Raw genomic sequence first — 19,938 nt, 5'->3', positions numbered from 1 at the left:
ATCGACAGGATGGTTACGATCCAGGCGGCCGACGAGATCAGAAGGCGCAGTGCGAGCGAATTGCCCTTCATGAGCCCTTCTTCGCGCTCCCTTCGGGATCGGCGGCGGCGGCTGAGAGGCAATAGCCGAGCCCGCGCACCGTGTGGATGATGTCGGCGGGAATCTTGCGACGCAGCCTGCCGATGAAGACCTCGATGGTGTTCGAATCGCGCTCGAAATCCTGCTGGTAAAGGTGGTCCACGAGTTCGGTTCGCGAGACGACGCGGGACTGGTGGTGCATCAGATAGGAGAGGAGCCGGAATTCGAGGCCGGTCAGCTTCACCGCCGTTCCCTTCCAGGTTACGCGCGCCGTGCGGGTATCGAGCCGCAGATCGCCGCATTCCAGTTCGGCCTTGGCCACGCCAGCGCTCCGGCGCAGCAACGCGCGGATGCGGGCGATCACCTCCTCCATCTGGAAGGGCTTGGCGACATAATCATCCGCGCCCGCGTTGATGCCCGCAACCTTCTCGCTCCAGCGGTCGCGCGCGGTGAGGATGAGCACGGGCGTCTTGATGTCCGCCTTGCGCCAGCGTTCGAGAATGGACAGCCCGTCGATCTTGGGAAGGCCGAGATCGAGGATAATGGCGTCGTATGGCTCAGTCTCGCCGAGCCACGCGCCTTCCTCGCCATCGAAGGCGGCGTCGGCCGCATAGCCCGCGTCGGTCATCGCCGCGACAAGCTGGCGGCTCAAATCCAAATCGTCCTCGACCACGAGAATGCGCATGCTCTCACCCCGCCCTGTGGTCCGATTCCCACTCGATCAGCGCGCGGCAAGTTTCACGATCACGACCTTGCCGGACTCGTTGAGGATCGTCGCCTGAAAATAGGGCTCCGACGCGTTGGCGCAAAGCGAGAGTTTCAGAATTTTCGCGTTCCTGAGGCGATCCCTCAGTTCGTCCTGGATCTGCTGGTAAGTCTTGTACGTCCCTCGGGTCCAGCTTGCCGAGCACGCAGCTTCGCTCGCCGAAACGGAGGGACTTCCGCCGGCCGCGATCGAGAGCATGAGTGCAGCGAGCATGTAATTCATGTGCGGTTCCAAGCGAGAGATGGACTCCTGATGCTGAACACACGATGAACAAATGATCCGAAGCGCGGATCTGGCTGAAGTTTAGCATTTATTCTCGCAACATAAAGGCTCAAGCACCGGATGGCCGGCGAGGTGTAAAGTCACGCGCAAGCTTCCGGGGTTAGGCGTCTCCTCCAGCGCCGCGAGCGCGAAAAGAGCGCGCAGCGCGCCGAGTTCGGGAACCGCGATCCGCCACTCTAGCACCAGGGATGCGGCGCAAACGTCTTTCAAGGCCATCAATGTGGCCTCATGGGCAATCGCACATTCGCCCGAGATTCGCGCCGCGACGGCGTGAAGTAGCACACCTTGCCGCTCGTCCTGCTTCCGCTCGCGATGCAGATCCCTCACGGCCGAGGTCAAGGCAAGCGTCGGCTGAAGCAGGCGGCCTACGGGCTCGAAAACACCGGCTCCGCCGAGATCCGCCTCCAGAAAAATGTCGCCGCCCTGCGCAAATGTCATGCCGTAATCTCGCACGAACCGCGCGACCACTTCGCTACTGTTCGCCATTTTTTCCGATTTTAATAAAAACTTCAGTTCGGAAGGGAGTGCAATGCCTACAACCGTCGAGTTGCGAGCCCGACAATTAGTGCTTACGAAGCGGCCCTCTTCGCAGCGAGCGCGACCGTGCTATCGTTTTGAAGCCATTTTAGGGCTATTTGAAAGAATACGGCGCCCGGCCATACAGACCGGCAAATCAGGGCTTCAGCCAGCCGACGATATGGGCCGGATACCGCTCCACCCGCACTTTTTTTTCGCTGATGGCTGAACCCCTTATGGCGATACCCGCTTCGAACACGGTGTCCTGCGTGCCCGATACGAGGGGGTGCCACCAGCCGAGGTTTTTGCCTTCCTCGACGAGGCGATAGGCGCAAGTTTCGGGCAGCCACGAGATCCGGCGCACGTCTTCGGGCGTCAGCTTGACACAATCGTGAACATGATCCTGCCGCGCGGGGTAGTTCGAGCACTGGCATGTGCCGAGGTCGAGGAGCTTGCAGGCGAGACGCGTGACGGCAATCTGGCCCGTGTCCTCGTCTTCGAGCTTGATCAGGCAGCACTGGCCGCAGCCGTCGCAAAGAGACTCCCACTCCTCGGTGGACATCTCTTCGAGCGCCTTCGTCCTCCAGAAGGGCGCTTCGTCCCCAGCCGCGTCGGATTTAGTGCCCGGATCGGCAATTGAGCCTTGCCATTTTAACTGTTTTGCAGACTCGTTTCTTGGCATAGTACCGGCCGGATGGAAGACAACAGGAAGCTGTGAAGACACGTGCGGGACTGGATTACCAAACCGAACAGGCGCAGCCGCACAATCAACTGGCTCGCGCTCGATTCCTGGATCGATTCCTCGCTCTACGGCCTGTATGCGAGATTTAAAGACTCGTGGGCAAACTACAACAATTTCTTCCAGCGCTTCCGTGTGACGGGCTCGCGCCGCATGGCTACCGAATTCGTTTCGGAGGCCATGACACTCGGCACGGCGGGCCTCGCCGTGGTGCTCATGTTCGAGCTTCCGGCCATCGAACTCACGAAGAACCCGAACTGGCGCACCGGCAGCGAATTCTCCGTTACGTTCCTCGACCGATACGGCAACGAGATCGGCAAACGTGGCATCCAGTTTTCAGACGCCGTTCCGCTTGAGGAAATCCCCGACGTCCTCGTCAAGGCGACGATGGCGACGGAAGACCGGCGCTTCTTCGATCATTTCGGCATCGACATCATCGGCACGGGGCGCGCTATCGTTCAGAACGCCCGTTCCGATACCGTCGTACAGGGTGGCAGCTCGCTGACGCAGCAGCTTGCCAAGAACCTGTTCCTGTCGTCGGAGCGCTCCCTCCAGCGCAAGATTCGCGAGGTGTATCTCGCGCTGTGGCTCGAAGCGCATCTGACCAAGAAGGAAATCCTGAAGCTCTATCTAGACCGCGCCTATCTTGGCGGCGGCACCTTCGGCGTGGAAGCGGCCTCGCAGTTCTACTTCGGCAAATCGGTTCGCGACATCAACCTCGCGGAAGCCTCCGTGCTGGCGGGCCTGTTCAAGGCGCCGACGAAATATGCGCCGCATTCGAACCCGGCCGAATCGCGCGCCCGCACCAATCAGGTGCTGACGAACCTCGTCGACGCGGGCTTCATGACCGAAGGGCAGGTTCACGCGGCGCGCCTCAACGCGGCGAAGATCATCGACCGGCAGGAAGTCTATGTCCCGAACTATTTCCTCGATTGGGCTTTCGAGGAAGTTCAGCGTCTCATGAAGGGCAAAGGCGAATATGTGCTGACGGCGCGCACCACGGTTGACGTGCCGCTTCAAAAGCTCGCCGAACAGGTGATCGACAACGCTTTCGAGCGCGAGGCGAAATATGCGCGCGCGACGCAGGCCTCGCTCGTCTCGATGGATACCGATGGCGCGGTGCGCGTGATCGTCGGCGGCCGGGACTATGGCGACAGCCAGTTCAACCGCGCCACCAAGGGACAGCGGCAGCCGGGTTCGTCGTTCAAGCCCTACGTTTATCTGACCGCCATCGAATCCGGTATCCGGCCCAACAAGGTTTATCCGGACGTCGCGCCGACATGCGGAAACTGGTCGCCGTCGAATTATGGCGGCGGCGTGAGCGGTCGCGCCATGACGCTTTACGAAGCGATGGCGAGGTCGGTCAACACCATCGCGGTGAGGCTTTCGCTCGATGTCGGCCGCGACAAGCTGCTCGAAAACGTCCACAAGATCGGCCTGACGTCGGTGCGAAAGACGTGCTCCATGGCGCTCGGCGACACGGGCATCGCGCCGCTCGATCACACCGCGGGCTTCGCCGTTTTCGCAAGCGGCGGCAAGGCGATCCGGCCTTACGCCATCGTCGAACTGCGCAACACGAAGGACGAAGTCGTCTATTCGCGCGAGCGGGACGAGCCTGCGCCGGCGCAAATCTTCAAGCGCGAGGACATCGAGACGCTGAACACGATGCTGGAAAAGGTCGTCACCGAGGGCTCGGGCGCGGCCGCGCGGCTCGATTTCACCACGGCCGTTGGCAAGACGGGCACGAGTTCCGGCCCGCGCGATGTGTGGTTCGTGGGCTTCACCGGTCAATACGTGACGAGCGTCTGGTTCGGCAATGACGACTTCAGCGAAATGGCGGCGGGCACAACCGGCGGCCATCTTTCCGCGCCAACCTGGCATCGATATATGGCGGCGGCACACACCAGCATGGACATTCCGCAGATTCCGGGCCTTCCCCTGCATCCGCGACAGGTCGAGGAACGGCAGCGGCTTTCGGAAATCCGGCGCGACGAACCGGGCTTCGGTCTCGGCGGTCAGGACGCGGCGCGCCGTATGCCCGTCAAGACGCAGAAGATGCTCATCTCGCTGTCGAAGCTCCTGAAGGAAGCGCCGAAACTTCAAGCCGCCGATACGCAGAAGGACGCCACTCTGGACAACCTCCCCGTGAGGACGCAATAACACTAGCAGTCGCCGCCTTACGCACCGTCCGGTAAAGCCGCTCCGTCAGGTTCACCACAATGCCCTTCCTCACCCGGTTCTTGCTGTTTGCGAGTATTGCCCTGATCCTGGGGTTGGGCACGACATGGCGCGCCGTCAGCGGCGGCTTCTTCGCGACCACCGCCCGCCACGGCCCGTGGACGTTCTGGCTTCGAGAGGGCACAGCCGAAGCCGATCCGTACACCATCGCGCACATTGCGCGGGAAGGCTCGCTCCCGGTCACAGCTGCGAGCGCGATGACCTTTACGGCCACGCGCGACAGCGCCGGATCGCGTCTTACCGGCGACTGCACATATGAAGTGAAGGGCTATGCCATCCCCGCGCTCTGGTGGAACATCGCCGCTTTCCGCAAGAACGGCGAGACGATGCCGAACAAGACCGGCCGTTCCAGCTTTTCGAGCGCCAACATTCTCGCCGCCCCTGACGGTGCCTTCGTCGTGCGTCTCTCGCCCGAGGTGCAGCCCGGCAACTGGCTTCCATTGGAGCGGGGCGAGCGGGTGGCGCTGCGCCTGACCGTCCTGCGTCCGCTCGCTCCCGACGTGCTGCTTAACGCGGCCGGTCGCGTGCTGCCCACGATCACGCTCCTGGAGTGCTCCTGATGGCGGGGTGCTCGTGATGGGAAAATGGCCCTGGGTGCTCGGCGGTATCGTCGCCGGTGGCATTATTCATATCCTCGCGGTGTTCGGCATCTCGTCGCTCGCCGAGGGGGACGCATGGTCGAGGCTTGCAGCCGCGATGCCGCGTAACGCCATCGTCGTTCCGGATGCCAAATCTGCCCCGACGCTGCCGTTTTCGCCCCCGGACGTCGTGACGGCCTACTGCCTCTACGATCTCACCGACCGCAACGTGATCGTCCGCGCGCCGCTGTCCGAACCGGCCTGGACGCTGGCCGTCTCGACCCGCTCGGGCGAAAACTTCTATCTCGTCGCGGGTGCCGATTCGAAGAGGTCGGAGGTGCGTCTGCTGCTGATACGCCGGGATCGCCTTTCGGATGAAGCCAGCACGGAAAAGACCGTGGAGGGCGACGATCAGAACATCGTCGTCGCGCCGGGCGAAACGGGCATCGTGGCGATCCGCGCACCGATTCGCGGGGAGAGCTTCCGCGCCCAGACCATCCGCGAGTTGCAGAAGGCTCGCTGCGAGTTGCAGCCCGTGGAACCTCTGGTCGCGTCGGTTGCGGTGCCGGACGAGGAACCGCCCGCGCCGCAGCCTCGCCCGAAACGACGCGGCAACCGCTGACAAACGCACGCCGGATGCTGCCAAGCAGATTTTCGTCGCGTTCTCGCTCGAACAAGAAAATGTGTAGATGGTTTCGGCTGAAGCCCTACGAAAAGACCGCCAACTCGCTTTCCCCAAACGAAAATCGAACAGACAGGCCCCCGCAAAGTTTTGTAGGGTATCTAAAAACGAACCCTTTGGGAGAGCCCATGCTTATCGCGCTTCTGGCCGACATCCACGCGAACCGGCAGGCGTTCACGGCGTGCCTCGACGATGCGAAAGCGCGCGGCGCTGAACGCCACGTGCTACTTGGCGATTTCGTGGGCTACGGCGCCGATCCGGTCTGGTGCGTCGACAAGGCGATGGAGCTTGTCGCGGGCGGCGCAATCGCAGTCATGGGCAACCACGACGCGGCCGTTAACGATCCCACCATCCGCATGAATGAGGAAGCGCAGGCCGCCATCGACTGGACGCGCGGGAAGCTCGGGCAGGTGGAACGCCGCTGGCTCGCCGAACTGCCGATGGAGCATTCCGACGAGGGCCGCCTTTATGTCCACGCCGACGCGAGCCAGCCCGCTAAGTGGATTTACGTTCTCACCGTGGAAGAAGCCGCGCGCAGCCTCCGCTCCACGCAGGCGCCCATGACATTCTGCGGACATACCCACAAGCCCGCGATCTTCTCAACCACGCCTGCGGCGAAGATGACCGCGTTCAGCCCAGTGACGGAAGTCGCCGTGCCGCTGCACGGACTTCGCCGGTGGCTCGCCGTGCTGGGCAGCGTCGGCCAGCCGCGCGACGGCAATCCGCGCGCCTGCTACGGCCTGTTCGACACCGAAAAGAAGGAAATCATCTACATCCGCGTGCCCTACGACATCGAGGCCGCCGCCGCCACGATTCGCGCCGCGCGCCTGCCCGATTTCTTCGCCGAACGCCTCTTCATCGGACGGTAATGCGCCATGGCGAAACCCACCCTTCAACGCGGCGACGTGCTCGACGGCTTCGTACTTGAGGAACTGATCCACAAGGGCGGCATGGCGCGGCTGTGGAGCGTGACGAAGCCCGGCATCGACGTGCCGATGCTCATGAAGGTGCCCGTGCTCGGCGAAGGGCAAGATCCGGCGGCGATCGTGAGCTTCGAGATGGAGCAGATGATCATGCCGCGCCTGTTCGGTCCGCATGTGCCGCGCTTCATCGCGGCGGGGGACTTCGCGCTGCATCCGTTCATCGTCATGGAGCGGCTTCCGGGCCGGTCGCTGCTGCCGCGCCTCTCCGAGCTGCCGCTGCCGTATGATGAAGTCGCGGACCTAGGCTGGAAGATCGCCACCGCGCTCGACGATTTGCACCGCCAGCACGTCATCCACCTCGACATCAAGCCGAGCAACATCCTCTTCCGCGAGACGGGCGAGGCGGTGCTGCTCGATTTCGGCCTGTCGCATCACCAGCAACTGCCGGACCTGATGCAGGAAGAATTCCGCCTGCCCTACGGCACCGCGCCCTACATGGCGCCGGAGCAGCTTCTGGGCGTGCGAACCGATCCGCGCAGCGACCAGTTCGCACTCGGCGTGCTGCTCTATTTCTTCTCGACGGGTGTGCGCCCCTTTGGCGAGAGCGAGCGGCTCAGCACCATGAAGAAGCGACTCTGGCGCGATCCCAAGCCGCCGCGCGCCTTGCGCAAGGATTATCCGCTGTGGCTTCAGGAGATCGTGCTGCGCTGCCTCGAAGTCGAGCCGGCCTGGCGCTATCCGACCGCCGCGCAACTCGCTTTCGAGCTTTCGCATTACGACCAGATCCGGCTTACCGCGCGCTCGGAGCGGACCGCCACGGATTCGTTCTTGACGCGCGTCAAACGGCGCTTCAATCCGCCCGAGCGGAAAGCGCCCATTGCGCCGCAAACGGTTTACAAGCGGCTGGCCGCGGCGCCCATTGTCGCGGTGGCGGTCGATCTTTCGGAAGCCTCGAAGGAGACGAACGAGGCCGTGCGCGAGGCCGCCGGGCGCGCACTTGCGCAGCTTCCGTCCGCGCGACTTGCCTGCCTCAACGTGCTGAAGACGAGCTACATCGCCACGCGCGACACCACGCTCGACGAGGCAGGCCACAACAAGCATGTGAACCGCCTCGTGCAGCTACAGGATTGGGCGCAGCCGCTGAAGCTGAAGGAAGGGCAGATCACCTTTCACGTGCTGGAGGCGACGGACCCGGCGTCCGCAATTCTCCATTACGCCGAACAGAACAAGGTGGACCAGATCCTTCTCGGCGCCCGGCGCAATTCGTTCCGGCGCTCGCTGCTCGGCAGCGTGTCCGCAAAGGTGGCGTCCGAAGCGGGCTGCACCGTGACGGTCATTCGCGTGCGCCGCGAAGACGCCCAGGCGGAGCCGGAGTCGGCTGATGCTCCATCCAGCGGGGAGGTCAGCGAAACCGTGGCTGCACCTTAAGCGCGGTCGCGCTTGAGCGCCTCCGCCATTGCATGGGTGACAGGCACGCACTGCGGATTGACAAGCGCGCCAACATGGGCGAAGGGGCCATGACTGGCGCTCTGGCGACGGGGGACATCAATGAGTCGGGCTGTAAGACGGTGGACTGCCGCCGTACTGGCAATATTTTGGCTCGCGATGGCTGGCGCGGTTCAGGCGGACGACGGTTACACTGCCGCCGACATGCTCGCGGACTGCAAGCCGATCCTGCGGTTGGCGAAGCCGGGCAGCAATCCAGACGAACTCGAACTCGAAGACACATTCGCGACGGGCAATTGCTGGGGCGCGTTTCTCACCGTTCAGCAACTCCTTATCACGCGGCTGGAGACGGACCGCGATCCGCTGCTGCAAGTCTGCGTGCCCGAAGGCGTCTCGCTTCTGCATCTCATCCAGATCTTCGACCGCTATGCGCGCCTTAACCCGGCGCGCCAGACGGAGCCGTTCACCACGGTCGCGATGGCGGCGCTGCGGTCCGGCTTTCCCTGCGGCGGGAAGTGACAGGACCGGCTCGGCCGCACCTGAAGCGCGGCGCTGCCGGGGCGGACGCTCAGGCCGGCTTCTCGAAAGTGAAGACGCAATAGCGCATCGCGCCGGTCCGGTAGGCGGAAAGGATGAGGAATAGCGTCGCCGCGAACGCCTTGTTGTGCGCGCCGCCATCAAGCAGGAACGCGCGGTAGCGGCGGTCGCTCGCGAGCTTGGCGAGGCTGCGGCGGATGCAGATCGCCCAGGTGCGGCTCACCTGCCCGCTGATGTCGTCAACGCGCGCAACGCTGAAGCCCGCGCCCTCGGCCAGCGCGCGATAATCTCCCTCGGTGCCCATGCCGGGGAGCCGTCCGTAGCGGCAGATGCGTTCGAGGAGGATGCCGTCGACACGTCCGAGCGCGCCGCTTTTCGCCAGCCACGCGCACACCGCCAGCCGTCCGCCGGGGCGAAGCACGCGATGCGCTTCCGCGAAAAAGCGCGCCTTGTCCGCGATATGCTCGGAGCTTTCGATGGCGTAGGTGCGGTCGAAGCTCGCATCCGCAAACCCGTTTTGAAGCCAGTCGCACAGCGAGATCGAGACGCCGGCAGCGTTTCGCGCCGCCGCCATCTGAAACTGGCTTTCGGAAATTGTCACGCCGTCGAGCGCCACGCCGTAGCGCGAGGCGAACAGTCGCGCCGTCTCGCCATAGCCGCAGCCGATGTCGCAGACGCGCATTCCGCGCCCGAGGCCGAGCCGTTCCGCGACGAGAGCGCTCAGCGCCTCGGCAGCTTCCGCGCTCGTCTCCCGCCCGGTGCGCCAATATCCGTGATGGACGTGATCGCCCCAGATTTCGCGGTAAAAGCCGTCGAGTTCGTTGTAATGCAGCGCGACGGCGGCGCTCGTCTGATCGGCATTCGGAAAAATCATGAAGCCCTCGCGGCGGCAGCGGGTTGATTGTGCTGCCAACGCTTGGACGGGCGCTGCGGTTCATCGCGCGCGATCAAAAGATCGCGCGCTTGCTGTCTCTATTTCGCGGCCTTCTTCGCCGGTTTCGCTTCTGCTGCGGGAGCCGCTGCCGGCGGGTCTTCTGTCGAAACGGCCGGTGTAGCCGGCTCTTCCTGATACCCGGCCATCGGGGTCGCGTTACAGCCGACATTCGCGTCGGCCCAGCAGCCGCGCGACGCGAGGAGCCCGAACCCCGCCCCCGCAGCGTGGCCCGCACCGGACGCGCCCGAAACGCTGTTACGGTTCACCGCGCCGCCGTAAAAGCTGCCGGATGCCTGAGCGTTCGCTTCCGCGATGCCTGCCACGGTCAAAAGCGCGCTTATGAGCAGTATTTTTTTCATGCCCCACCTCCCTATTGACTCGATAATTTAAAGGGAGCAGAGGCGGGATTCTATCGAATCGTATCAAAGCCCGCCGCTTTGTGTAATTTTCGTTCGCTTATGTGATGTTTTTAGCACCCAAACGCGGCGCTATCTTTGTGGGGCCTCATACATGCGCCGCACGTCGCGGGTGAGCGCATCGCGCGACGCGGCGCGGAAATACATCATATGCCCGCCGCGATAGACATGCAGTTCCACCGGGGCGGCGCCGTCGATCGGCCGAAGCTGCCCGATCAGATATTTCGATAGCGCGTAGGGCGTGACGAGATCTGTGTAGCCGTGCGCGATGAAGACCTTGAGCGCGGGGTTTTGCGTACGCGCCCGTTCGATGAGTTCGGGGCCGCTCGTTTCGTGGGCCCGCTTCTTGTCGCCCGCCCAGCGGCGATTGGCCGTTTCGTTCAGCAGACGGTAATCGAGGTCGGTGCGAAACCCGAGATCCTGCGCGATGTAGGTCGCGGCAGCGGGAGCCAGCACGCTCGAAGCGCCGTCGAGGATCACGTCGAACCTATCGGATCGCGCGGGCATGGGAAGCGGCGCGCTGACGGTGGCATCGTAGCGGCTCAGTCTGCGGTTCGTCGCGCGCTCATACTCGTCGAAGAAGACGTGGTCAGGTGCGCGCCCCTGATTGCGGGCGACAATCTCCGGCGATAGCCCCGTCAATTTCGCGACCCTCGCCGCGATGGCGTCGTTCGGCGCTCGCCCGCGCGTGACATGCACGAGATAGTCGGTCTCGGCGAAGGTTTCGGCCTCGCGCGCGATGTCTTCGACTGGCGCCTTCGCCCCGTCCTTCAACTCCGCGGCCGCGACCGCGAGCGAGGGAAGGTCGAATGTCAGCGGCAGAACATTAAACTGGTTGGCGCGCAGAAGCGGAAAGTCGAGCGCGGGCGAGATCAACACCGCGCCTCGAACGTCGAGGCCATCATCGAGGAGCTTTTCGGCAAGGATCGTTGCGCGCAAGCCGCCATAGCTCTCGCCCGCGAGATAGACCGGCGCGAGGCTTCGCCCGCTGCGCGCGAGCCAGACCCTGATGAACGCGGCGACCGAATTCGCGTCCTTATCGTCGCCCCAGAACGCCGCCTCCTTGTCGTCGCCGCCGCCGGTAGCGCGACTGTAGCCCGTGCCGATGGGATCGATGAAGACGAGATCGGTGAAAGCGAGCCACGTGGCGGGGTTGTCCACGAAACGAACCGGCCGGACGGGCGCGGCTCCATTCTCCGCGAACGGGATGATGCGGGGGCCGAGCGCAGCGATATGCAGAAAGGCCGACGCCGCGCCGGGGCCGCCGTTGAAGACGAAAGTCGTCGGCCGCGCGGGGGCGTTCGCCGCCTGATACGCGACGTAGAACATCTTGGCCGCGACCTCCCCCTTCGGACCGAAGAGAGGCAGCGTGCCCGCCGTAGCCTTGTACGCGAAGGGCTTGCCGTCGAGCGTGATCGTGTGCTGCGTGACGCTATCGGCGCGCAGATGCTGCGCGAAACCGCCGCCGCCGCCCTGCGACGGGGCGGACGGCGCTTCGCGCTTGTTATCCGTTTTTTCCGCTGCCTCGCCGTGAGGGGGATGGCCTTCGGGTAAGTCTTGCGCCGCCGCTTGACAGAAAAGCCCGATCAAGGCGAAAGCGCCGACCAGAGCTTTGAGATTGCTTGTTACGCTTTTGTTGCCTACAGCCACCCGAAAACCCTCTTGCTGTCACACCGGCTCCTAAGATGGCGCTTAGCCAAGGCATTTCAATTCAACGGAGAAATCATGCAGAAGCTCTGGATTTTCTCGGCGGCGCTATCGCTTGCCATGCTCGGCTCCGGCCACGCGATGGCGCAAGCCAATCTCAAGGAAGTCTGCAAGGCGGACTATTCAAAATTCTGTTCGGGTGTAACGCCGGGCGGCGGGCGCATCATCGCCTGCCTTAAAAGCCATGAGAAAGAATTGCAGGCTGCTTGCGCCGCCGGACTGAAAGAGCGGGACGCAAACAAGGCGGGCGCGCAAGGGCGTTAAGGCCTCAGCTTTCGGCGGAAGGCGGATAAACCGCCCTTGGTCGAGCCGATCAGAACCAGCCACACTTGCCGTGGCTCCATGACGTCGCGCACAGGGCGGCGCTCGACAGGAATTGGCCAACAGGGGCGTGGATGAGCGAGAGGAGCGCGCCCGTCCCCGTGATGATCGCGACCGTCACCATCGCCGCCACCAGATACCAGAGCCGCGCGAGGATCAGCGTGATCTTCACCGGCCCCTGCTCCTGTTGGGTCAGGCTCACCTCGGGGTGATCCGAAATGCTCTGCGCCACCGTCCGCGCACCGGGCGTGAAGCGCGCCAGCACGCCGCTCAACCCGACGATGAGATGCACTGCGGCGGGTACGAGCGGTGTCATCAGCATGCCGGTCACGAACAGGCCCTCAGACCATGGCGCATAAAGCGCCTTGTTCATCAGCGCTTCCCAGTTGAAGCGCGGCAGATCGGCGGAGGTAAGCGCGAGGTTCAGCACTTCGAGCGTGTTAGGCAGAACCAGCGCCAGAACGATCATGAGCAGCACGCCCGAGAGGAACGTGCCGGCGATCACGCCGAACACCGTGACGCGGCCCTTCAGGTTCGGTTCGGCGGTCTCCTCCTTGCGGATGAGAGTCCGCGTCGCGGCCCAGGAGAGCCAGTCTACCGACGCGTTCGTAATCGGAAGCAGGATGAAGAACAGGAACAGGAGAAACGTGAACTCGCTCGCGAAGGCCAGCGCCGCGCCCGCGAGAACCGCCACCGTGATCGAAAACAGCACCGCGCCCGCCAGCGCGAACGCCATCGTCAGCCCGAAGGCCAGCGCGAACCCGCCCGCCATCGCACCCATTACAGAGGTCGCGTTGTTCTGATGGCCGGAAAAGGCGGACGCCACCGCGAAAGCGATGGAAAACGCGATCATGAAAGCAAAACCGCCGAGCACGACGCGCGAGATGGTTACCGCGAGTGCGCTGTCGCCGCCGAAAGTCGTCCAGGCGTGCTCGATCAGGCGCACGAGGTTGCGGAAAGCGACGAGGATCACCGATGCGATCAACACGAAAGCGGCTGCAAAGACGAGCACCTGAAGCCACGAGATCTTCTCGATCGCGATGCCGTTGGTGATGAGCGTGAGGGTGAGAAGCGAGATCGGGAAAATGAACGCGATGGCGAGGCAGCGCTCGAAGGACTGGCCGCTGAATGGCGCGCCGAACCAGTCGTCGAGCCATTCTCCCAGTCGCCGCACGGTTACGAGCCAGGCATCGAACGGCGACGCCGCGCCAAGCCGATCCTTCAGCGCCATGCGGTCTGGATAGCTCGCAAGCTGTGTCGATAGCGAGCGGTCGGGAAACGGCAAGAGCCACGCAAGCACCGTTGCGAGCAGCGCGATGAGCGCGGCCATCACGGAGATCACGCCCCAGCCCTGCCAAACTGCCAGAGAAACGCCTGCTTCTGCCGGTTGCATGCGTCCGTCCCCTCTGTTGCCCCGCGTTTTGGTTAGCAACCTGGACGGCCCCACGCAAGCAACGCCTGCGTTTCTCGTGCCTTATCTTCGCGGATGATGTCGGCGCGCTTCTATCGGGATGATTAGCGGTCGAAGCGTGCCTCGCCGCCGCCCTTGAACGGCGTGTCGGCGGGGATGATCGACGCTCAATCGCCCAGCGGATCGCGGAACGCAGGCGAGCGAGGCTTGCCGCCCTCGTCAGGATGGCGACGGGCCGGGCTCAGGCCGCCGTTCAACGCGGGCATGGACGCAAAAGCGGGCTTCTTCACCGAAACGCGGATCTCGGCATAGGCCAACTTCACCGCTTCGACGATGAGCACCCCAGCGAATGCGGGCCACAGCCCGGCGCCGGCGCGTTCCCATGCAGTCGCGGCGAACGGCAGATAACGGGCGCGGAAGGGCGGCGCGAACAGGCACGGCGTCACGCCCACCGGCTCGAACAGCGCATCGCGAAGCAGGTCTTCCATCTGGCGGAGGCTGTACGGCCGCCCATGCCCGAAGGGCGTGGACTCGAAGCGCGCCCATGCTCCGCGACGGTTCGGCGCGACGAGGATCAGGCGCCCGTGTGGCATCAACACACGCCAGATTTCGCGCAAGTAATTGTGTCGGGCGTCGACATGTTCGAGGCCGTGCACGACGAGCACGCAATCCACCGATTTGTCTCGCATCGGAAGCTCGGTGTCGGACACGAGGGCCGCGCGGAAAGGCCCCTCGCTCGGCCACTGAACGGCGCCCTGCCGATAAGGCATCAGCGCGGCCGTGGTCCTCGCCTCACCGGAAAATATGCGGAGATACGGTGCGGCGTAGCCAAGCCCCACGACATCCAGCCCGCTTACATTATCCCACCGCGCACGCACCCGGTGCGCGATAATGCGGCGTGCGTGCTGCCCGAGTGGCGACGCGTAAAAATCTCTGAGATGCGAGACATCGTCATACATAAAAACGAACCAGCATTTCGTCTAACCGGGTTTAATGCGCGGGTGGTTTATCCTAAGTCTGAGTGAGCCATTTTGATCAGGTGCAGCAATGTCCCATCTCGAAGTTCGACTGTTTCCCTGTCTAAGCGATAATTTCGGCGTTCTGATCCACGATCCGGTTACGGGGGTCACTGCTTCCATCGACGCCCCCGACGGCGAGGCCGTTCGCAGGGAACTCGAAAGCGCGGGCTGGACGCTGACGCACATTCTCGTCACGCATCATCATTGGGATCACATTCAGGGACTTCAAGCCCTGAAGCGGGACTCAAACTGCACCATTTATGGCCCCGCAAGGGAAGCCGCCGAACTCCCGGTCGTCGATGTCGAGGTGCATGAAGACGACCGCGTTGCCTTCGGGCCGTTCGAGGTGGAGGTGATCGAGACGCCGGGCCACACGCCGGGGCATGTCGCGTATTTCATCCCCGACGCCATCCAGGCCGAGATCGCGGGCCAGAAAAGCGGGCTGGCGTTCGTCGGCGACACACTCTTTTCGGTCGGATGCGGTCGCGTGAACGACGGTCGCTATTCCGACATGTGGCACTCGCTCGAAAAGCTGATGCGTCTACCGGAGCGCACACTCCTCTATGTCGGCCACGAATACACGCAGTCGAACATCAAGTTCGCGCTTGCGGTGGAGCCGGAGAACATCGCGCTACAAAAGCGCAAGGAGGAGGTGGACCGGCTTCGCGCGGACGGCAAACCGACGCTGCCGGTCACGCTCGCCAAGGAGCTTGAGACGAACCCGTTCCTGCGCCCGTTCAGCCCCGAAATCCGCAAATCGCTCGACATCGGCCCGGACGTTTCCGACGAGGCCGTGTTCGAGGAACTGCGGCGGCGCAAGGATCGCTTCTGAAGACATAGCACCGAGCGCGTCCCGCGCGCTTCCTCTGACACGTTTCGGGAGGCACCATGGCAAAGCGCAAGGCGGGCGAAAGCGAAGGCGACGCGGGCGATCCGCTGCACCCGAGGCTTGCCGACGCGCTGTTCGGCCATGACGAGGCGGAAGCGATGTTCCTGCGCTCGTTCAATGCGGGCGCGCTGCATCACGCCTGGCTCGTCACGGGCGAGCGCGGCATAGGCAAGGCGAGTTTCGCGTGGCGCGCGGCGCGGTTCCTCTTGAGCCGCGACGGCGAGGCCGCAGGTTCGGATCGCGTCCCGGCAACCAGCCTCGACGTGCCGTCGAGCCACCCGACCGCGCGGCAGATCGCGGCGGGGGCGCACTCCTCGCTGTTCGCGCTGGAGGCTGGCGGCGCTTCGACCATCGGCGTCGACGAGGTGCGAAAGTTGCGCGCGTTCCTCGGTCTCACGAGCCCCGGCGGATGGCGCGCCATGATCGTGGACCCTGCGAACGACCTCACCATCGCCTCGGCGAACGCGCTGCTGAAAGCCGTGGAGGAGCCGCCACAGCGCACGGTGTTCTTCCTCGTCAGCCATGGCGCAGCCGCCGTGCTGCCGACGATCCGCTCGCGCTGCATCAAGCTCGCGCTGCGCCCGCTCGATACCGTGCCATTCGCCCGCGCGGTGGAAGCGGCCTGCGCCCGCGCCGGGCTCGATGCGCCGGAAGCGGACCAGATGCAGCGGCTTCACACGCTTTCGGGCGGTTCGGCGGGGCGCGCACTCAACCTCATCGGCGGCGGCCTTCTCAAGCTGGTGGACAAGCTGGAGCGCGTGATGGACGGTCTTCGCCGCCCGGACCAAGCCGCCGTGCACGATCTCATACAGTCGGCGAGCGGCGCGAAGAACGCCGATACCTTCGCGAGGCTTTGCGATCTCATCGAGGAGCGGATCGAGGCGCGTGCGAAAAGCGCGGCGCAAGGCCCAGGCTGCAATACAACGGAAGCTGCGCTTTGGGCCGTCGCCTGGCAGGGCTTCCGCGAGCGCCGACTAGAGACCGATGTGCTCAATCTCGATAAAGGAGCCTTTCTGTTGGCGGCATTTTCCGATATGGAACGTATTGCCAGAAAGGCGTGAGCTTTCCGCCCAAACGCACCATTTCCCCGCCATCCCAACCATTGCGCCATGACAGAACAACAAAAACCGCATTACACGATCACGACGGCCATTTCCTATCCGAACGGCGAGCCCCACATCGGCCACGCCTATGAGGCGGTGGCGACGGATGCGATGGCGCGCTTCAAGCGGTTGGACGGTCACCCGGTGTTCTTCCTCACGGGCGTTGACGAGCACGGCCTCAAGATGAAGCAGACGGCGGCCAAGGAAGGCATCACGCCGACCGAGCTTGCCGACCGCAACACGCCGAAATTTCAGGACATGCTCGCCCTGCTCGACATTTCCCACGACGATTTCATCCGCACGACCGAGCCGCGCCATCATGAATCGGTCGCCGAAATCTGGCGTCGCATGGAAAAGGCGGGCGACATCTATCTCGCCGGCTACAAGGGCTGGTATTCGGTGCGCGACGAGGCGTTCTATGCCGAGAGCGAGACGGTGCTCGGCGGAAACGGCATCCGGCTTGGGCCGCAGGGCACACCGGTCGAATGGACAGAGGAGCAGACCTACTTCTTCCGGCTGTCGAAATACGAGAAGAAGCTTCTGAAGTTCTACGAGGAAAACCCCGGCTTCATCATGCCGCCGGAGCGCCGCAACGAGGTGGTGAGCTTCGTCAAGGGCGGCCTGCAAGATCTGTCGATTTCGCGCACGACGCTCGACTGGGGCATCCCGGTGCCGGACGCGCCGGGCCACATCATCTATGTCTGGGTAGACGCGCTCACGAACTACATCACGGCTGCGGGCTTTCCGAAAATCCGCTCCAAGACGTGGAAAGAGCGCTGGCCCGCGCAGGTGCACATCATCGGCAAGGACATCACTCGCTTTCATGCGGTCTATTGGCCGGCGTTCCTCATGTCCGCGAAACTGCCCCTGCCCGAGCGCGTCTTCGGCCACGGCTTCCTGTACAATCGCGGGGAGAAGATGTCGAAGTCGGTCGGCAACGTCGTCGCGCCGAAGGATCTCGTTGAGGCTTATGGCGTCGATCAGGTGCGCTACTATTTCCTGCGCGAAGTGCCGTTCGGTCAGGACGGCAACATCACGCATGAGCAGATGGTGAACCGCATCAACGCCGACCTCGCGAACGATCTCGGAAATCTGGCGCAGCGGTCGCTCTCGATGATCGCGAAGAATTGCGCGGGCTCGATCCCCGAGCCGAGCGAACCCGACGCCGCCGATGAGCCGATCCTCGCCGCCTCCGCAGCGCTTCTCGAAGCGAACCGCGAGGCCATCGACCAGCAGGCGCCACACAAGGCACTGGACGCGATCTGGAAGGTGGTCGCCGACACCAACAAGTATTTTGCCGTTCAGGAGCCGTGGGCGCTGAAAAAGACGAACCCCGCGCGCATGGGCACCGTCCTTTGGACGACGGCGGAGGTTGTGCGGCGTGTGGCGATCCTCGCGCAGCCCTATATGCCATCGTCGTCGGCGAGGCTGCTCGACCAACTCGGCGTCGCGGCTGAAGATCGCGGCTTCGAGGCGCTCGCGCATCCGCTGAAGGCCGGGACGAAAATCGCCACACCGCAAGGCGTCTTCCCGAGCGAGCGCGCGTGCGTGCGATCACATGCGCGTCATGAGAATTGATTTCCGGGTGCGATGAGATGGCGCTTCATTGCGGCTGGACTTCACCGCTGCGCTGCGCGTTAAAATCGGACAGGCCGGATTGGGCGCTCGCCTTCCGGTTTCCGCGATATGCGCCCCAACATCCGGGGGACTGGTCGAAAACATGCTTGTCGATAGTCATTGCCATCTCGATTTCCCGGAATTCGAGCCGCAACGCGACGAGGTCATCGCGCGCGCCAAAGCGGCGGGCGTCGGCCATATGGTCACGATCTCGACGCGCATCCGGAAGTTTCCGTCCGCCGTTCTGCCGATTGCCGAGCGCTACCCCGAGGTGACGTGCTCCATCGGCACGCACCCCCATTACGCGAGCGAGGAACGCGGCATACCGCTGCCCGACATCGTTGCGTATACGCGCCATCCGCGTGTTGTCGCCATCGGCGAATCGGGCCTCGACTACTTTTACGACAAGAGCGCGCGCGAGGATCAGCAAACCGTCTTTCGCAAGCACATTGCGGCGGCGCGGCAAACCGGCCTGCCGCTGGTGATCCACACGCGCGACGCGGAAGAGGATACCGCCGCGATCCTCACCGAAGAGATGGTGAAGGGGCCGTTCAAGGCGCTGCTACATTGCTACACGAGCGGCCGCGCGCTGGCGGAAGCCGCGCTCGAACTCGGCCTCTTCATCTCGTTCTCGGGGATTCTCACCTTCCCGAAGTCCGACGAGTTGCGCGAACTGGCGGCGTCCGTGCCGCTCGATCGCCTGCTGGTCGAAACGGACTCGCCCTATCTCGCGCCGCCGCCCTATCGCGGCAAGACGAACGAGCCGTCTTTCGTCAGGTTCACAGCGAAAGTGCTTGCCGAAACGAAGGGCGTGAGCGAGGCGGAACTGGAGCGCGCGACCACGGAAAACTTCTTCCGCCTGTTTGCGAAGGCGAAGGTCGCGGCAGCGCAGGTCGGGGACGGTGCAACATGACACTTCGCTTCACGATCCTCGGATGCGGCTCGTCCACCGGCGTGCCGCGCGTCGGCAATGACTGGGGCGCCTGCAATCCGGCGAACCCCAAGAACCGGCGGCGGCGCAGTTCCCTCCTCGTAGAACGCATCGGCGAGAGCGGACGCACCGTTGCGCTGATTGACACGTCGCCGGACATGCGCGTGCAGCTTCTCGACGCGGACGTGAAGCAACTCGATGGCGTCGTCTATACGCACGACCACGCCGACCATACGCACGGCATCGACGATTTGCGCATGCTGTCCTATCTCCAGCGGCGCCGTATCGACCTCTGGGGGGACGAGCGCACCATCGCCCTTTTACGCCAGCGCTTCGACTATTGCTTCGAAACGCCGCCCGGGTCGAGCTATCCCGCCATTGTCGAAGGCCACGTGATCGAAAATCATGCTCCGGTGACGATCGACGGCCCCGGCGGCCCGATCGTCTTTCAACCGTTCCGGCAGATCCACGGTGAAATCGACTCGCTTGGCTTCCGCGTCGGCGGTCTGGCTTATTCCTGCGATCTGAACGACTTGCCAGCCGAGTCGCGGCCCATCCTTCGCGATCTAGACGTGTGGATTCTCAACACGCTGCGCTACACCCCGCACCCCAGCCATCTCACGCTGGAAAAGGCGCTGGCGTTCATCGCCGAGATGAAGCCCAAGCGCGCGTTGTTGACGCATCTTCACATCGACCTCGACTACGACGACCTCGCGTCGCGGCTCCCGGCGCATGTCGAGCCTTCGGTCGACGGAATGGTGCTGGAACTGGAGCGCTGAAGCGGGTGGAGTTGCGATGCGATTGC

The 19,938-nt window shown here is 63.8% G+C and carries 21 protein-coding genes; 12 read left to right on the top strand and 9 right to left on the bottom strand.

Annotation, left to right across the window (positions count from 1 at the left end):
* Window positions 1–67 precede the first annotated feature (67 nt).
* From T281_RS10055 to T281_RS10040, 4 genes are all read right to left on the bottom strand, one after another.
* Window positions 68–763 (bottom strand): response regulator transcription factor, encoded by a 696-nt coding sequence (locus T281_RS10055; RefSeq protein WP_037238043.1) that lies wholly within the window; start codon window positions 761–763, stop codon window positions 68–70.
* Window positions 764–799: 36 nt separating this feature from the next.
* A complete protein-coding gene (locus T281_RS10050; RefSeq protein ID WP_155955201.1) occupies window positions 800–1,066 on the bottom strand; it encodes a hypothetical protein in 267 nt (88 codons plus the stop codon).
* A gap of 81 nt (window positions 1,067–1,147) precedes the next feature.
* Window positions 1,148–1,612 (bottom strand): hypothetical protein, encoded by a 465-nt coding sequence (locus T281_RS10045; protein ID WP_037238039.1) that lies wholly within the window; start codon window positions 1,610–1,612, stop codon window positions 1,148–1,150.
* A gap of 187 nt (window positions 1,613–1,799) precedes the next feature.
* A complete protein-coding gene (locus tag T281_RS10040) occupies window positions 1,800–2,324 on the bottom strand; it encodes a YcgN family cysteine cluster protein (protein ID WP_052037349.1) in 525 nt (174 codons plus the stop codon).
* 42 nt (window positions 2,325–2,366) lie between these two features.
* Here T281_RS10040 and T281_RS10035 point away from each other — a divergent pair, with 42 nt between their 5' ends.
* The 6 genes from T281_RS10035 to T281_RS10010 all read left to right on the top strand — a co-directional run bounded on the left by T281_RS10035 (window position 2,367) and on the right by T281_RS10010 (window position 8,767).
* Window positions 2,367–4,541 (top strand): transglycosylase domain-containing protein, encoded by a 2,175-nt coding sequence (locus T281_RS10035; RefSeq protein WP_037238035.1) that lies wholly within the window; start codon window positions 2,367–2,369, stop codon window positions 4,539–4,541.
* 59 nt (window positions 4,542–4,600) lie between these two features.
* The gene (locus T281_RS10030) at window positions 4,601–5,179 is read left to right on the top strand and encodes a DUF1214 domain-containing protein (protein WP_155955200.1); all 579 of its coding nucleotides are present in this window, start codon (window positions 4,601–4,603) and stop codon (window positions 5,177–5,179) included.
* Window positions 5,180–5,195: 16 nt separating this feature from the next.
* Window positions 5,196–5,819, top strand: a complete 624-nt coding sequence (locus T281_RS10025; RefSeq protein ID WP_155955199.1) for a DUF1254 domain-containing protein — start codon at window positions 5,196–5,198, stop codon at window positions 5,817–5,819.
* Window positions 5,820–6,007: 188 nt separating this feature from the next.
* Window positions 6,008–6,748, top strand: coding sequence for a metallophosphoesterase family protein (locus T281_RS10020; protein WP_037238031.1), 741 nt, complete (start codon window positions 6,008–6,010; stop codon window positions 6,746–6,748).
* A 6-nt stretch (window positions 6,749–6,754) separates the two neighbouring features.
* Window positions 6,755–8,230, top strand: coding sequence for a serine/threonine protein kinase (locus tag T281_RS10015; RefSeq protein ID WP_037238029.1), 1,476 nt, complete (start codon window positions 6,755–6,757; stop codon window positions 8,228–8,230).
* 177 nt (window positions 8,231–8,407) lie between these two features.
* Window positions 8,408–8,767, top strand: a complete 360-nt coding sequence (locus T281_RS10010) for a Rap1a/Tai family immunity protein (RefSeq protein ID WP_037238027.1) — start codon at window positions 8,408–8,410, stop codon at window positions 8,765–8,767.
* 49 nt (window positions 8,768–8,816) lie between these two features.
* Here the strand turns inward: T281_RS10010 and T281_RS10005 are convergent, their stop codons facing one another.
* The 3 genes from T281_RS10005 to T281_RS09995 all read right to left on the bottom strand — a co-directional run bounded on the left by T281_RS10005 (window position 8,817) and on the right by T281_RS09995 (window position 11,725).
* Entirely contained in the window at window positions 8,817–9,659 is an 843-nt protein-coding gene (locus T281_RS10005; protein WP_037238025.1) for a class I SAM-dependent methyltransferase, read from the bottom strand.
* Between the two features lie 98 nt (window positions 9,660–9,757).
* Window positions 9,758–10,078 carry a hypothetical protein gene (locus T281_RS10000; RefSeq protein ID WP_037238023.1) on the bottom strand — a complete coding sequence of 107 codons (321 nt, stop codon included), beginning with the start codon at window positions 10,076–10,078 and terminating at the stop codon, window positions 9,758–9,760.
* A 129-nt stretch (window positions 10,079–10,207) separates the two neighbouring features.
* Window positions 10,208–11,725, bottom strand: coding sequence for a S10 family peptidase (locus T281_RS09995; RefSeq protein WP_155955198.1), 1,518 nt, complete (start codon window positions 11,723–11,725; stop codon window positions 10,208–10,210).
* On the opposite strand from T281_RS09995, the gene T281_RS19795 reads away from it, so the two are divergent.
* Window positions 11,693–12,106 (top strand): cysteine rich repeat-containing protein, encoded by a 414-nt coding sequence (locus T281_RS19795; protein WP_338053303.1) that lies wholly within the window; start codon window positions 11,693–11,695, stop codon window positions 12,104–12,106. The two genes, T281_RS09995 and T281_RS19795, sit on opposite strands and share 33 nt — an antisense overlap.
* Before the next feature lie 49 nt (window positions 12,107–12,155).
* On the opposite strand, the gene T281_RS09985 is transcribed toward T281_RS19795, so the two are convergent.
* Together T281_RS09985 and T281_RS09980 are read right to left on the bottom strand one after the other, a co-directional pair.
* Entirely contained in the window at window positions 12,156–13,556 is a 1,401-nt protein-coding gene (locus T281_RS09985) for a hypothetical protein (protein WP_155955197.1), read from the bottom strand.
* Window positions 13,557–13,741: 185 nt separating this feature from the next.
* On the bottom strand, window positions 13,742–14,533 hold the full coding sequence (locus T281_RS09980) for a class I SAM-dependent methyltransferase (RefSeq protein WP_037238019.1): 792 nt from the start codon (window positions 14,531–14,533) through the stop codon (window positions 13,742–13,744).
* An 88-nt stretch (window positions 14,534–14,621) separates the two neighbouring features.
* Here T281_RS09980 and gloB point away from each other — a divergent pair, with 88 nt between their 5' ends.
* From gloB to T281_RS09955, 5 genes are all read left to right on the top strand, one after another.
* On the top strand, window positions 14,622–15,425 hold the full coding sequence (gene gloB, locus T281_RS09975) for a hydroxyacylglutathione hydrolase (protein ID WP_037238017.1): 804 nt from the start codon (window positions 14,622–14,624) through the stop codon (window positions 15,423–15,425).
* 56 nt (window positions 15,426–15,481) lie between these two features.
* Entirely contained in the window at window positions 15,482–16,543 is a 1,062-nt protein-coding gene (locus T281_RS09970; protein ID WP_052037346.1) for a DNA polymerase III subunit delta', read from the top strand.
* A gap of 48 nt (window positions 16,544–16,591) precedes the next feature.
* On the top strand, window positions 16,592–18,163 hold the full coding sequence (gene metG, locus T281_RS09965) for a methionine--tRNA ligase (RefSeq protein WP_052037345.1): 1,572 nt from the start codon (window positions 16,592–16,594) through the stop codon (window positions 18,161–18,163).
* A 142-nt stretch (window positions 18,164–18,305) separates the two neighbouring features.
* Complete coding sequence (locus tag T281_RS09960) at window positions 18,306–19,115, top strand: TatD family hydrolase (RefSeq protein WP_037238015.1); 810 nt, start codon at window positions 18,306–18,308, stop codon at window positions 19,113–19,115.
* The gene (locus T281_RS09955) at window positions 19,112–19,912 is read left to right on the top strand and encodes an MBL fold metallo-hydrolase (RefSeq protein WP_037238013.1); all 801 of its coding nucleotides are present in this window, start codon (window positions 19,112–19,114) and stop codon (window positions 19,910–19,912) included. The genes T281_RS09960 and T281_RS09955 overlap by 4 nt, the downstream gene beginning before the upstream one ends.
* The last annotated feature ends 26 nt before the right edge of the window (window positions 19,913–19,938 follow it).

This window comes from Rhodomicrobium udaipurense JA643 (assembly GCF_000636015.1).
Classification (GTDB): Bacteria; Pseudomonadota; Alphaproteobacteria; order Rhizobiales; family Rhodomicrobiaceae; genus Rhodomicrobium; species Rhodomicrobium udaipurense.
The sequence above is the reverse complement of the archived record's forward strand: the minus strand, read 5'-3'. Positions and strand labels throughout refer to the sequence as shown.

What these genes read in the sequence shown, in the direction of transcription:
- T281_RS10055 (WP_037238043.1), bottom strand. Translation starts at nt 763, where the DNA reads ATGCGCATTCTCGTGGTCGAGGACGATTTGGATTTGAGCCGCCAGCTT.
- T281_RS10050 (WP_155955201.1), bottom strand. Translation starts at nt 1,066, where the DNA reads ATGAATTACATGCTCGCTGCACTCATGCTCTCGATCGCGGCCGGCGGA.
- T281_RS10045 (WP_037238039.1), bottom strand. Translation starts at nt 1,612, where the DNA reads ATGGCGAACAGTAGCGAAGTGGTCGCGCGGTTCGTGCGAGATTACGGC.
- T281_RS10040 (WP_052037349.1), bottom strand. Translation starts at nt 2,324, where the DNA reads ATGCCAAGAAACGAGTCTGCAAAACAGTTAAAATGGCAAGGCTCAATT.
- T281_RS10030 (WP_155955200.1), top strand. Translation starts at nt 4,601, where the DNA reads ATGCCCTTCCTCACCCGGTTCTTGCTGTTTGCGAGTATTGCCCTGATC.
- T281_RS10025 (WP_155955199.1), top strand. Translation starts at nt 5,196, where the DNA reads ATGGGAAAATGGCCCTGGGTGCTCGGCGGTATCGTCGCCGGTGGCATT.
- T281_RS10020 (WP_037238031.1), top strand. Translation starts at nt 6,008, where the DNA reads ATGCTTATCGCGCTTCTGGCCGACATCCACGCGAACCGGCAGGCGTTC.
- T281_RS10015 (WP_037238029.1), top strand. Translation starts at nt 6,755, where the DNA reads ATGGCGAAACCCACCCTTCAACGCGGCGACGTGCTCGACGGCTTCGTA.
- T281_RS10010 (WP_037238027.1), top strand. Translation starts at nt 8,408, where the DNA reads ATGGCTGGCGCGGTTCAGGCGGACGACGGTTACACTGCCGCCGACATG.
- T281_RS10005 (WP_037238025.1), bottom strand. Translation starts at nt 9,659, where the DNA reads ATGATTTTTCCGAATGCCGATCAGACGAGCGCCGCCGTCGCGCTGCAT.
- T281_RS10000 (WP_037238023.1), bottom strand. Translation starts at nt 10,078, where the DNA reads ATGAAAAAAATACTGCTCATAAGCGCGCTTTTGACCGTGGCAGGCATC.
- T281_RS09985 (WP_155955197.1), bottom strand. Translation starts at nt 13,556, where the DNA reads ATGCAACCGGCAGAAGCAGGCGTTTCTCTGGCAGTTTGGCAGGGCTGG.
- T281_RS09980 (WP_037238019.1), bottom strand. Translation starts at nt 14,533, where the DNA reads ATGTATGACGATGTCTCGCATCTCAGAGATTTTTACGCGTCGCCACTC.
- gloB (WP_037238017.1), top strand. Translation starts at nt 14,622, where the DNA reads ATGTCCCATCTCGAAGTTCGACTGTTTCCCTGTCTAAGCGATAATTTC.
- T281_RS09970 (WP_052037346.1), top strand. Translation starts at nt 15,482, where the DNA reads ATGGCAAAGCGCAAGGCGGGCGAAAGCGAAGGCGACGCGGGCGATCCG.
- metG (WP_052037345.1), top strand. Translation starts at nt 16,592, where the DNA reads ATGACAGAACAACAAAAACCGCATTACACGATCACGACGGCCATTTCC.
- T281_RS09960 (WP_037238015.1), top strand. Translation starts at nt 18,306, where the DNA reads ATGCTTGTCGATAGTCATTGCCATCTCGATTTCCCGGAATTCGAGCCG.
- T281_RS09955 (WP_037238013.1), top strand. Translation starts at nt 19,112, where the DNA reads ATGACACTTCGCTTCACGATCCTCGGATGCGGCTCGTCCACCGGCGTG.